This is a genomic window from Polaribacter sp. IC066 (assembly GCF_007997085.1).
In the GTDB taxonomy this organism is placed as follows: domain Bacteria; phylum Bacteroidota; class Bacteroidia; order Flavobacteriales; family Flavobacteriaceae; genus Polaribacter.
Window position 1 is genome coordinate 1 of the sequence record NZ_VORR01000043.1, and the last position, 12582, is coordinate 12582.

Genomic DNA, 12582 nt, shown 5'->3' on the forward strand with positions numbered 1-12582 from the left:
CAATCCCATCCAAAGCGGGACCACTCGAACTGACAGCTCGCTCTTAAGATTATGAATTAGATGAAATTAGTTCACAAACGCACAAATACGCTTTAAAATTAAAATTTGTTTTATGTTGATGCTTGTTAAGCAAAGGCTTTGCTAAAATCTAGATTTATACTAACTTTAGAAATCGGAAAATAGTATGTAATTTTAATTGCAATGTTCTCGATACAATCCCATCCAAAAATGGGACCACTCGAACTGACAGCGCTCTTAAGATTATGAATAGATGAAATTAGTTCACAAACTCACAAATACTCTTTAAAATTAAAATTTATTTTATGTTGATACTTGTTAAGCAAAGGCTTTGCTAAAATCTAGATTTCTACTAATTTTAGAAATCGCAAAATAGTTTGTAATTTTAATTGCAATGTTCTCGATACAATCCCACCCAAAAATGGGATCACTCGAACTGACAGCGCGCTCTTAAGATTATGAATAGATGAAATTAGTTCACAAACTCACAAATACGCTTTAAAATTAAAATTTATTTTATGTTGATGCTTGTTAAGCAAAGGCTTTGCTAAAATCTAGATTTCTACTAATTTTAGAAATCGCAAAATAGTTTGTAATTTTAATCAAAAGGTTCTCGATACAATCCCATCCAAAAGTGGAATCACTCGAACTGACAGCGCACGCTTAAGATTATGAATTAGTAAAATTAGTTCTCGAACTCACAAATACGCAACACCACTAAATTTTATTTTTTTAAAAGAAAAAACTTTCTATCGAAAGGCATGAACTTAAAGATCTAAAAAAGAATTAAAGAATGCCAAAGTGGAACAAGATATCAAAAAAAAAGTGGTAGAAATATTCTCCAAGAGAATAACAAAGTGCTCGGCAAAGCAATACCTAGTAAATTTATCACCCTGTAAGCATCTCAACCAAAAGTAAGCTCTAAAGATTCTTTCAGAATGACAGAGTTAATGGCAGAGCAACATCCAATAAATCTGTTGTACAAAAAACATTATAAACAATAAAAACATCTTATATAAACATAAAGAATTAATGACTAATATCACAATTAGTCATTTTTTTATGCCTTATTTTTGTGTCAAATTCAGAAAAATGAGTAAAGCTATTTATATTAGTACTATAGAATCTAACAGCGGTAAATCGTTAATTTCACTAGGTATTTTACGAATGATGTTAAATCAGTCTTCTAGAGTTGGTTATTTTAGACCCATCATAAACAAAGGAAAAAATAGTGATTTTGACAACCATACCAATACTGCCATAAAATTCTTTAATTTAGACATCGACTACAAAGATTGTTATGCCTTTGAACAACATGAAGTTGTAGAATTATTAAGTGAAGGAAAAACAGATGCTGTAATTCAAGAAATTATTACAAAATATAAATATTTAGAAGCAAAATACGATTATGTGCTTATTGAAGGGTCTGATTTTTCTGGCGAAGGTGGTTTTACAGAATTAGATGTAAACCTAATGATTGCTAAAAATCTAGGCGTTCCTGTACTAATTGTGGGTGCCGGGAATGGTAAAAAAAAGAAAGATTTTATCAACACGATGCAACTTTCTTATAAATCTTTTATTCAAAAAGAAGTAGATGTTATTGGGGTCATTGCAAACAAAGTAGAAGTTGATGAAATTGAATATATAGAAGCAGCTTTAAAAAAAGTAATTCCCGCAAACATTCATATCGATGTAGTTCCTAAAGTGAACTTTTTAGCATACCCAACCGTAAAAGAGGTCGTTGAAGAATTGAATGGAAAGATTCTTTTTGGAGAACAATTTTTAGACAACGCCATCGGAAGTTATAGCACAGGCGCTATGCAACTCCGAAATTATTTAACTAGAATTAAAGAAAATGCCCTGGTCATAACTCCCGGAGATAGAGCTGACATTATTTTAGGCGCTTTGCAAGCAAATGCCTCTAGTAATTATCCTAAAATATCTGGAATCATTTTAACAGGAAGTTTACTTCCCGAAGAATCTATTTTAAAATTGATCGAAGGTGTACAATCTAGCGTTCCGATTATTTCTGTAAAAGGTGGCACTTTCGGAGTTTCTAATCAAATTGGAGCAGTACGTCCTAAAATTTACGCAACCAATACGAAAAAAATAGTATTAGCTTTAGATACTTTTGATACCTATGTAAATGTGCAAGGATTAACCAATATTTTATCGAATTTTAATTCGGAGAAATTAACACCGAGCATGTTTCAATATAATTTATTGCAAAAAGCTAAAGTTAGCAGAAAACACATTGTTTTGCCTGAAGGAAATGATGAGCGAATAATTGAAGCTGCCGCTAGATTGCAATTACTAAACATTGTTGATTTAACCTTACTAGGAGATAAAAGAGAGATTCAATCGAAGTCAGATGCATTAGGTTTGCAATTGGATTTAAGCAAATTATCGATTTTAAATCCAGAGGATTCTATTCATAACGACAATTTTGCAAAGACTTTATATGAAGCGCGCAAACACAAAGGAATGACAGAAACTACTGCGATAGATTTAACCAAAGATGTTTCTTACTACGGTACTTTAATGATTTATGGTGGTTTAGCAGACGGCATGGTTTCTGGTGCAGTGCATACAACAATGCATACCATCAAACCAGCCTTGCAAATTATCAAAACAAAACCTGGCGTCTCTGTTGTTTCATCCGTATTTTTTATGTGTTTATCAGATCGAGTTTCAGTAATGGGAGATTGTGCTGTGAATCCAAATCCGAATGCAACACAACTGGCAGAAATTGCTATTTCTTCCGCACAATCTGCAGAAGCATTTGGTATTAAAGCAAAAATAGCCATGTTATCATATTCATCTGGAAGTTCTGGTAAAGGTGAACAAGTGGAGAAAGTAAGAAAAGCGACTGAAATTGTAAGGCTATTAAAACCTGACTTACTAATTGAAGGTCCTATACAGTATGATGCCGCTGTAGATATGTCTGTGGCAAAAACAAAATTACCAGACTCTAAAGTTGCTGGTCAGGCGTCTGTATTAATTTTCCCTGATTTAAATACCGGAAATAATACCTACAAAGCGATACAAAGAGAAACAGGTGCTTTAGCAATTGGCCCAATGTTACAAGGTTTAAATAAACCCGTTAACGATTTAAGTAGAGGTTGCACAGTAGATGATATTTTTAACACCGTTTTATTAACTGCCATTCAAGCAAACCAAGAATAATATGAACATTTTAGTTTTAAATGCTGGGTCTTCATCTTTAAAATATCAAGTGATAAAAATGCCTTCGCAAGAAGTAAAATCCGTCGGTTTAATTGAAAGAATTGGTCTAGATGACGCCATTTTTACACATGAAAAAGGAAATCAAGAGTATTCAGAAATAGCAGCTATTAAAACTCATAAAGAAGGGTTGCAAAAAATTGCTTCGATTCTTTTAGATGAAAAAAAAGGAGTGCTCCTTTCTGTGGATGACATAAAAGCTGTGGGACATCGTGTGGTACATGGAGGTAATAAATTTGGCAAACCAACGATTGTAAATCAAGAAGTAAAAGATAATATTCGTAATTTATTCGATTTAGCACCGTTGCACAATCCTGCAAATTTAATGGGTATCGAAGTTGCCGAAAGTATTTTTCCATCAGCAATTCAAATTGCAATATTCGATACTGCTTTTCATCAAACAATGCCAAAAGTAGCATATCAATATGCAATTCCGAATGAATATTTAGAGCAACACAAAATTAGAGCGTATGGTTTTCATGGCACTAGTCATAAATATGTTTCAGAAAAAGCCATTGCACATTTAGGAAAAGAGTCCTCAAAAAAAATTATTACAATTCATCTAGGAAACGGTTGCAGCATGTCTGCCATTAAAAACGGAGAAAGTATCGAAAACTCTTTAGGCTTGGGGCCAATGAATGGTTTGGTTATGGGCACTCGTTGCGGAGACATCGATCAATCTGTTATTTTCTTTTTGATGAAAAACCTAAAAATGACTCTAGAAGAAACAAATAATTTAGTTCAGAAAGAATCTGGAATGAAAGGCTTGACAGGTTTTTCTGATTTACGTGAAATTTCTGAAAAAGCAGCATTAGGTGATCAAAACTGTCAAAATGCTTTGGCATTATCTGGCTACAGAATTCGCAAATATATTGGCGGTTATACGGCTATTTTAAATGGTTTAGATGCAATTGTTTTTACAGCCGGAATTGGAGAAAATTCCTCGTTAATGAGAAAATTAGCTTGCGAAAATTTAGATTTTTTAGGCATTGAATTAAATTTAGAACAAAACGAAATACGTTCTAAAGAAATAAGAGAAATTCAGACCAAAACATCTAAAGTAAAAGTTTTAGTAATTCCTACGAATGAAGAAATCGAGATTGCGAAACAATCTTATCAGCTTTTAAAATAAAAGCATTTCTGAAGTTTTTATGTTCAGAAATACTTAAAAGTTTGGGGGGGAATTCATTTTTTTAAAGTTAAAAATTAAATAAAATCCATACAATACCTACTTATAGGTGTTTTTTAAAAATCCTTATCACAAAAAAATTGTACAACCCCTTACTAATTTTTACATTTGTAAGTATTTTTAATTAAAAACAAGCAACATAAATGGGTAGAGCATTCGAATTAAGAAAAGGGCGCAAAATGAAACGTTGGTCAGCAATGGCAAAAACCTTTACTAGAATTGGTAAAGATATTGTGATGGCTATTAAAGAAGGTGGTCCAAATCCTGATGCAAACTCACGTTTAAGGGCGGTAATGCAAAATGCAAAGGCCGCAAATATGCCTAAAGAAAACGTAGAACGTGCTATAAAAAAAGCCACTGATAAAGACACGGCAGACTACAAAGAAGTATTATTTGAAGGATATGCACCTCACGGAATTGCAATTCTTTTAGAAACTGCCACTGACAATAATAACAGAACTGTTGCCAATGTTAGAGCTGCTTTTAATAAGAATGATGGAAATTTAGGTACTTCTGGCTCTGTTATTTTTATGTTTGATCATGTTTGTAATTTTACTCTTAAAAAAGAAGATATTACCACTGATTTAGAAGAACTAGAATTAGAATTAATAGATTTTGATGTTGAAGAAGTTTTTGATGATGAAGACGGAATTATAATTTACGCACCTTTTGAGCAATTTGGTTCCTTACAAACTTATTTTGAAGAAAATAATATAGAAATTTTATCTTCTGGATTTGAGAGAATTCCAACAACAACAGTAAAATTAAATGAAGAACAAAAAGCAGATGTAGAAAAATTATTAGAAAAATTAGAAGAAGATGATGATGTGAATTCTGTGTACCATTCTATGGAAAATTAATTTTCTCTCATTGATAGAATAAAAAAACCTCAAACTTTGAAAGAACGTTTGAGGTTTTTTTATTTGAAATTTTTTCAACGCGCTAACAGTAGTCATTTTTAACGGAATATACTTAACACACGCTACTAGCTTAAAAGATACTCATTAACAACGTGTCAGAGCAAGTAAGTTTGAAAAATACTAGTTAATTTATAAATCTAAAAATGCCTTAAATAAGCATCAGGATTATTTAAAAACGATTTTGTAATCATATAGTGATCTGTATCTTCTAGTGCTGTTTTTTTCATTTCATCATTTGTTACTTCATAAATTGTTGCAGTAGGATACGCCATTAACATTGGCGAATGTGTTGCAATAATAAATTGAGAATTAAAATTTTGTAAATGATTTTGTATAAAATAGATAAACGCCAATTGTTTTGCAGGCGATAAAGATGCTTCTGGCTCATCTAATATATAAATTCCGCGTCTATTTACTTGTGCATTCATAATATGCATATAGGCTTCACCATGAGAAAAAGTATCTAATTCTTGCCCGTAATTTTTACGAACCCGATGCAATTGTTCATTAGCACTGTCTTTCATTTGTTGCAGAATATGATTAGGAACATCATCACCTAAATCGCCTATTTGATTGTACAAATTAATATCGTTTCTATGCACACTATTCAAATAATCACCAAAATCTTCTGCTCTAAAGAAAAAACCAACGGAACGTTCCATATTCCAATTTAGTTCTAAATGAGGAAGTATTTTTTTTGCAGCATCAAAACATTTTTTATCATAACCAAAACCATCCATATGTGGCAATTGTAATCTACATGCCAAAGATTCTAATAAGGTAGATTTTCCGGTTCCATTTTCTCCAATTATAAAAGTAATTTGATTAGAAACATCGATATTTTTGGCAAATTTAATCGCAGGAACATCATAAGGATATGGATGTTTTCTTTGTGTGTTTATATGTATTGACGATAGATATGACATACTTATTTTGATCTAAATTTTTATTTAACAGCGCTCCTCTTTTTTTAATGAACGCTAAAAGGAAATAGAAGAGATAATTTAACAAATAAAAAACTGGCTTCATTAAAATGAATAACATACTTACTATTTTTATTCTTTTAATCACTAATGTCCATTAAAAAGACTTAAAACCGCTTCGCTAAAAGACACAACCTACTGCGGCAGGCAAGGAAACAAGACTTTCTCAACTAACTGTATTTGAATAACGTAAAAACTACAAAAAGAACAGTTTATAGTACAATTTTATTCACAATTAAAATGTCTAACTCAAATCTACACCCAACAATTAATCTGTGATATATTGTACTTCAAATAGCTAATTGTAGATAAAATATTTTTAGTGAACACTTGATTCTTTTAATATATTTTAAAATTTATTGTCGCCGTCTAATAAATTACCTAGTCCGCCTAAAACACTGCCCTCTCCTCTATCTCCAGTACCCGTTTTTGGCGCCATTGCCAAAACCCTACCTGCTAATCTGCTAAAGGGTAAAGACTGAACATACACCGTTCCGGGTCCGCTTAACGTTGCAAAAAACAACCCTTCGCCACCGAAAACAGTATTTTTAATGCCGCCAACAAATTGAATATCATAATTTACATCTTGTGTAAACCCAACAATACAACCTGTATCAACTTTCAGTATTTCTCCTTGTTTTAAAACTTTTTTTGCCATGGTACCTCCCGCATGAATAAATGCTAAACCATCACCTTCTAGTTTTTGCATAATAAAACCTTCGCCACCAAACAAACCCCTACCTAATTTTTTAGAGAATTCAATTCCGATAGAAACTCCTTTCGCAGCGCATAAAAAAGCATCTTTCTGACAAATAAACTTGCCGCCAAACGCTGTTAAATCGATAGGAATAATTTTCCCTGGATAGGGAGATGCAAAAGAAATCTTCTTTTTACCTATTCCGTCATTTGTAAAAACGGTCATAAATAAACTCTCGCCTGTTAAAATTCGTTTGCCAGCAGAAAATATTTTTCCTAAAAGTCCTTTTTCTTGATTAGAACCATCCCCTAAAATGGTGTTCATTTTTATTTGATCCTCCATCATCATAAAAGTACCTGCTTCTGCAACCACGCCTTCTTGCGGATCTAACTCAATTTCTACAAATTGCATTTCTTCTCCAAAAATTTCAAAATCTATTTCGTGTGCGTTCATGTTTATGCTATTATTTAGTTAGTTTTATTTTTTGATGCTCTATTTATTAGAGGTAATTCATTACAATTTGTTACAAATATTTGTGATCAATTATTAAATTTAAGGAGTTTCACTTCTACTGTTACAGTTGAAGAATTCTCTGAAACTACTTTTTTTGATGAAATATCTTGAGCTAATTCCTGACGCATTTCATTAGAGAATTTTATTACTAAAACGGCATCAGCACCAACCTCTTTTGCTTTTTTGATAATTAAATCTGTCATGTCATTCCCTTTTGGATGCAAAATACTTGGCACTATATTAAAGTTTAACAAACCCATCACTTTATATTTTTGTTGAATTTCATCGGCATCAAAAAAAATTAAAACTTTAGAGCTTGGTTGATAACGATTTCCTAAATAATTTAATTGCGGACTGCAACTAGAAAAAAAACAATCGAAAAAAATAGAATTATAAGTTTGTTATTAAGTTTCATAAAATCAATGTGTTTAATTTTAAAAAAATCAAATTTTATACCAAATTTCTAATTTTAATTTTAAACGCTCTTGAAACTTCATTTTAGAACTGGTTTGCTTTTTTTCTGATGTTAAAATAGGAGTTTCTATTTCTCTTTTTTTTTAATAAAATTTTATGGACGTAATTTTAAAATAAATCATATTTTTGCTGTAATCTTATCTAAAAACCGTAACTTTCATTATAACTTAATAAACCTATTATGAAATATTTAACTCCTGAAATAGCCGCTTTTTATAAACAAACTGAAATCACAAAATCATTAGCACGCCCAACTGTTTCTTGTGGTATTTTTCAGGATTGTGATTATAATGAAGAGAGACCTAAAGTATATCAAAAGAAAAAATAATTTATTTTTTCACTCTTAAACTCCACTGAAAACTGAATTTAGAAACCACAACTCCATCTTCATTTTTTCCTTCGGATGTTAATACCAATATTTGACCCTCGCCAGTTTTTATAGATGCTTCAATGGCATCCCTAATTGCCTTTCCTCCTGCACAGGTAAACGTTATTTTACCTGTTGCCTTTTTAAAAAAATCTGCTTCTTGGTGCGTGACTAACATTGATACTTTTCTTTTAGAATCGTCAATTGCCTTCATCACTAAAAGTCCTGTTGGCAATTCTGCTGCCATTCCTTGCGCCGCCCAAAACATACTTTTAAACGGATTTTGATTAATCCACCTATGTCTTATAGAAACCACCACTTCTGTATCTGTAATAGATTGCACTCTAACACCTCCTAGAAAAGCTAAAGGAAGCTTAAAAAAGTTAAATAAATTGACTTTTATGGGTGTAAATTTCATTTTTTATGGTTTAAAAACGTTGGTTCTTTATAGATGTAAGAAAATCAAAAATCTATTGGCAAGATAAGTAAATAATATGAAACCTCAACAAAATCAATACCTATAGACCTTTTTAAAATTATTTAGAACAAAATTAAAATGTTAATAAAATGTTAATTATAGTACTATGTATTGCATAATACTATCTTTAAGATATATATTTGCATAAACAAGTAGTATATAGATCTTTAATTATGAAACAGAATAACGAAAAAACGAATGCCTTTTTACTACACATTTGTGCATTTGCGGGCTTTATATTTCCTTTTGGCAACATTATAACCCCATTAATTGCTTGGCAAACCTTAAAAAACCGCAGTGTATTTTTAGATGAACAAGGCAAAGAAGCTGTAAATTTTAACATTAGCTATACATTGTATGCATTTCTAGTAACCCTTGCCTTTATTCCTTTTGCAATCGGCTCTTTATTTAGCAACCATCATAACAACCTGAATTGGAGTAATTTTAACAACAACTTTAATATAGAACTTAATACTATTGTTGGTTTTATTGGTTTTGGCTCCGTTGCCACAATTTTATACCTCATCGCAATTGCACTAGTAATCGTTGCTGCGGTAAAAGCAAGAGAAGGAGAAAATTACAAATATCCGTTTACCATAAAGTTTATAAAATAAACGCACACATTATCCCTTTTAAAAAAGAAAATAGATTTTAAAAAGATACAGAATGATTTTAAACAACAAAATGCTCACACACCAATTCCTTTTTAAGTTTAAGGATACAATGAGCTTCTTAACACCTATACTATATGAAGATTGAAAACACAAAAGCGCAAATGCGAAAAGGTGTTTTAGAGTATTGTATCTTATCCATCTTAAAAAATGGTGATGCTTATACTTCGGAAATTCTAAAAACGCTAAAAAGTGCAGAAATGATTGTGGTTGAAGGAACCATTTACCCATTATTAACCCGTTTAAAAAACGCAGGTTTACTAACCTATAGATGGGAAGAATCTACTTCTGGACCGCCAAGAAAATATTACGTTTTAACAGAAAACGGAGATCTATTTTTAAAAGAATTAAATAAAACATGGAGTAATTTAATCAATTCAGTAAACCAAGTAACTCGTAAAAAACCAACTACAGATGAATAAAACAATCAACATAAATTTAGGCGGATTTTTCTTCCACATAGATGAAGTTGCCTATCAAAAATTAAAAAGATATTTAGCCTCTATTTCTAGGTCTTTGAGTGACGATCCTCAAGGTAAAAATGAAATTATAGCAGATATTGAAGCACGAATAAGTGAACTTTTATCAGAAAAAATTACAGATGCAAGGCAAGTTGTAAATGAGGCTGATATAGAAGACATTATTAAAATAATGGGGCAGCCAGAAGATTATGTAGACGCCGAAGAAAGCTATAACGAATCTTCTTATTCTTACAACAGAAACAGTGCTTCTAGCAAAAAATTATTTAGAGATGGCGACGATAAATTTTTAGGTGGTGTGGCATCCGGAATTGCTCATTATTTTGATATTGATACCATTTGGGTTCGGTTAGGTTTATTGGCCTTATTTTTTGGCGCTGGCTTTGGCATTTTAGTATATATTATTCTTTGGATTTTATTACCAGAGGCAAAAACTACCGCAGAGAAATTGCAAATGGAAGGCGAACCTGTAAATATTGATAATATTGAAAAAAAAATTCGTAAAGAATTTAACAATGTTTCAGAAAACGTTTCTGTTTTTGCAAATAATGCATCAGAAAAAATTAAGGAAGGTGCTAGTGAGTTTTCTGATAAAATGAATAAAACTTTTTCTGCAAAGACAAAAAAAAATAATGGTATTAGCGATTTTTTAGATACACTTGGTAAAATTATTCTTGCAATTTTTAAAGTAATTGGTAAGTTTATTGGCATCATAATACTCTTTATTTCGGCTGCTGTTATTTTATCTCTAATTATTGGAGGGTTTTCTGTTGGCAGTTTAGAGTGGTTAAATGTAGACGGTACGTTTTTACAATATCCCCCGTTTTTCTATGATGCTGCACTACCAATTTGGCTATTAACTATATGCATGTTTTTGTTAATAGGCATTCCGTTTTTAATTTTATTTATTTTAGGACTGCGAATTTTATCGAGCAATGTTCAAAAAATGAACAAACCTACAAGACTAACGCTGTCTGGCATTTGGTTTATTTCTTTATTGACTTTAATTTTTACAGGATTAGATTTTGCAACATCGCATGCAAACCGCGGCCAATCTACACAGAAACATAGTCTTGCCATGGTTGCAAGTGATACACTTACCATAAAAATGGTAAATGATGATGCTATTTATTACCGTCCTAATTTACGAAGAAGTACCTACAAAGAAGAGGTTACCGTAAACGGAGAAAAAGTAGTGTATGCAAGTAATATTAAGGTAGATGTTAGAAAAAGTGAATCTACCGAAAGTTCTATAGTGATTCAAAAAATATCTAGAGGCAAAAATAAAAATACAGCAAACTTGAACACCACAAAAATAATTTATAAGTATCAAATTATAAACAATACTGTTGTGTTAGATGCTTACTTTTTATCGGCCTATAAAAACCTTTGGAAAGATGAAGAAATAAACATCACCTTTTATATACCCGAAAACACCTTGGTTTATTTTGATCGTTCTACAAAAAACTTTTTACATCATATAGAAAACAGTGCCGATATTTATGATAAAGATATGGCCAAACATCATTTTATAATGACAGAAAGTACACTAAATTGTACAGATTGTTTAGAGGAGGTGGATGAAGATCTTGATGAGAAAACGAAAGAAGAAACCCCAGAAAAAAAGACTAAAACGAGTACAACTAAAACTCAAGAGACTATATAAAAACAGTTCGGTATAGAAAATAGACAATTGAGTACTTAAACTTTCTTTTTAAAAAAAAATTAAGAGACTTTTGAATTGAAAACTAAAAACAATCATTATGAAATCAACCATCAAATTAGTAACTTTTCTTTTTGTTGCAACACTTTTTAGCTCTTGTAACGTACAAATGTTTAACGGCATTACAGGAAACAAAAATGTAGTTTCAGAAAACAGAAATACAAAAGAAGACTTTAGCAAAATAAAAGTTAGTACAGGTTTGGATCTGTACCTTACACAAGGAGCCTCTTCTAAAATTACGGTAGAAGCTGATGAGAATTTGCAGGATATTATTATTACGGAAGTAAATAATGGTGTTTTAAAAATTTATTCTGAAAAAAATATATGGAAAGCAAAAGCTAGAAAAGTATACGTGACAGTAAAAAATTTAGAAGAACTATCGGCTACCAGCGGTGCAAACGTGTATGCAAAAGAAACTATTGAGATAAACAATATAACAATAAGCTCTACAAGTGGTGCAATGATTCAATTTTCTTTGGATGCCAATTCTGTGGAGACGAACGCTACGAGCGGCTCCAACATAAAAGTTTCTGGAAGCACAGAAAACCATACTTCTAGCGCAACAAGCGGCGCCTCTATTGATGCTTATGAATTGCGCAGCAACAATGTAACAGTAAGTGTTACAAGTGGCGCTGACATAAATATCTATGCATCAGAAACTATAGATGCAAGAGCTACAAGTGGTGGCGGCATTGATTTTAAAGGGAATCCAAAAAAAGTTAGTAAAACATCAAATTCTGGCGGCAGTATTTCGGCTAAATAAGCTCAAAGTAAAAAGTATCAATCAACCAAAATTAGATTTCTTTAGGCTCGCAATAGCTTTAAGA

General features: G+C 31.6%; 12 protein-coding genes. 8 read left to right on the plus strand and 4 right to left on the minus strand.

What is annotated here, in order from left to right; translation table 11 throughout:
- Nucleotides 1-1110: 1110 nt before the first annotated feature.
- The 3 genes from pta (at nucleotide 1111) to ES044_RS13630 (ending at nucleotide 5310) form a co-directional block, all read left to right on the plus strand.
- Nucleotides 1111-3204 carry a phosphate acetyltransferase gene (gene pta, locus ES044_RS13620; protein WP_147119888.1) on the plus strand — a complete coding sequence of 698 codons (2094 nt, stop codon included), beginning with the start codon at nucleotides 1111-1113 and terminating at the stop codon, nucleotides 3202-3204.
- Between the two features lies 1 nt (nucleotide 3205).
- Nucleotides 3206-4393, plus strand: coding sequence for an acetate/propionate family kinase (locus tag ES044_RS13625; RefSeq protein ID WP_147119889.1), 1188 nt, complete (start codon nucleotides 3206-3208; stop codon nucleotides 4391-4393).
- Between the two features lie 200 nt (nucleotides 4394-4593).
- Nucleotides 4594-5310: a YebC/PmpR family DNA-binding transcriptional regulator gene (locus tag ES044_RS13630; protein ID WP_147119890.1), complete on the plus strand. Its 717-nt coding sequence runs from the start codon at nucleotides 4594-4596 to the stop codon at nucleotides 5308-5310.
- Nucleotides 5311-5507: 197 nt separating this feature from the next.
- Here the strand turns inward: ES044_RS13630 and ES044_RS13635 are convergent, their stop codons facing one another.
- The 3 genes from ES044_RS13635 to ES044_RS13645 all read right to left on the minus strand — a co-directional run bounded on the left by ES044_RS13635 (nucleotide 5508) and on the right by ES044_RS13645 (nucleotide 7823).
- Nucleotides 5508-6296 carry an AAA family ATPase gene (locus ES044_RS13635; RefSeq protein WP_147119891.1) on the minus strand — a complete coding sequence of 263 codons (789 nt, stop codon included), beginning with the start codon at nucleotides 6294-6296 and terminating at the stop codon, nucleotides 5508-5510.
- Between the two features lie 406 nt (nucleotides 6297-6702).
- Nucleotides 6703-7503, minus strand: coding sequence for a TIGR00266 family protein (locus ES044_RS13640; RefSeq protein WP_147119892.1), 801 nt, complete (start codon nucleotides 7501-7503; stop codon nucleotides 6703-6705).
- A gap of 86 nt (nucleotides 7504-7589) precedes the next feature.
- Nucleotides 7590-7823, minus strand: coding sequence for a hypothetical protein (locus tag ES044_RS13645; RefSeq protein ID WP_147119893.1), 234 nt, complete (start codon nucleotides 7821-7823; stop codon nucleotides 7590-7592).
- A 395-nt stretch (nucleotides 7824-8218) separates the two neighbouring features.
- On the opposite strand from ES044_RS13645, the gene ES044_RS18595 reads away from it, so the two are divergent.
- Complete coding sequence (locus tag ES044_RS18595) at nucleotides 8219-8365, plus strand: hypothetical protein (protein ID WP_189663296.1); 147 nt, start codon at nucleotides 8219-8221, stop codon at nucleotides 8363-8365.
- A gap of 1 nt (nucleotide 8366) precedes the next feature.
- On the opposite strand, the gene ES044_RS13650 is transcribed toward ES044_RS18595, so the two are convergent.
- Nucleotides 8367-8822 (minus strand): DUF4442 domain-containing protein, encoded by a 456-nt coding sequence (locus tag ES044_RS13650; protein WP_147119894.1) that lies wholly within the window; start codon nucleotides 8820-8822, stop codon nucleotides 8367-8369.
- A 233-nt stretch (nucleotides 8823-9055) separates the two neighbouring features.
- Between ES044_RS13650 and ES044_RS13655 the strand changes: the two genes are divergently transcribed.
- The 4 genes from ES044_RS13655 to ES044_RS13670 all read left to right on the plus strand — a co-directional run bounded on the left by ES044_RS13655 (nucleotide 9056) and on the right by ES044_RS13670 (nucleotide 12518).
- Nucleotides 9056-9496, plus strand: a complete 441-nt coding sequence (locus ES044_RS13655; protein WP_147119895.1) for a DUF4870 domain-containing protein — start codon at nucleotides 9056-9058, stop codon at nucleotides 9494-9496.
- 134 nt (nucleotides 9497-9630) lie between these two features.
- Complete coding sequence (locus ES044_RS13660) at nucleotides 9631-9975, plus strand: PadR family transcriptional regulator (protein ID WP_147119896.1); 345 nt, start codon at nucleotides 9631-9633, stop codon at nucleotides 9973-9975.
- On the plus strand, nucleotides 9968-11698 hold the full coding sequence (locus tag ES044_RS13665) for a PspC domain-containing protein (RefSeq protein ID WP_147119897.1): 1731 nt from the start codon (nucleotides 9968-9970) through the stop codon (nucleotides 11696-11698). The genes ES044_RS13660 and ES044_RS13665 overlap by 8 nt, the downstream gene beginning before the upstream one ends.
- 97 nt (nucleotides 11699-11795) lie before the next feature.
- Nucleotides 11796-12518, plus strand: a complete 723-nt coding sequence (locus ES044_RS13670; protein ID WP_189663297.1) for a head GIN domain-containing protein — start codon at nucleotides 11796-11798, stop codon at nucleotides 12516-12518.
- The last annotated feature ends 64 nt before the right edge of the window (nucleotides 12519-12582 follow it).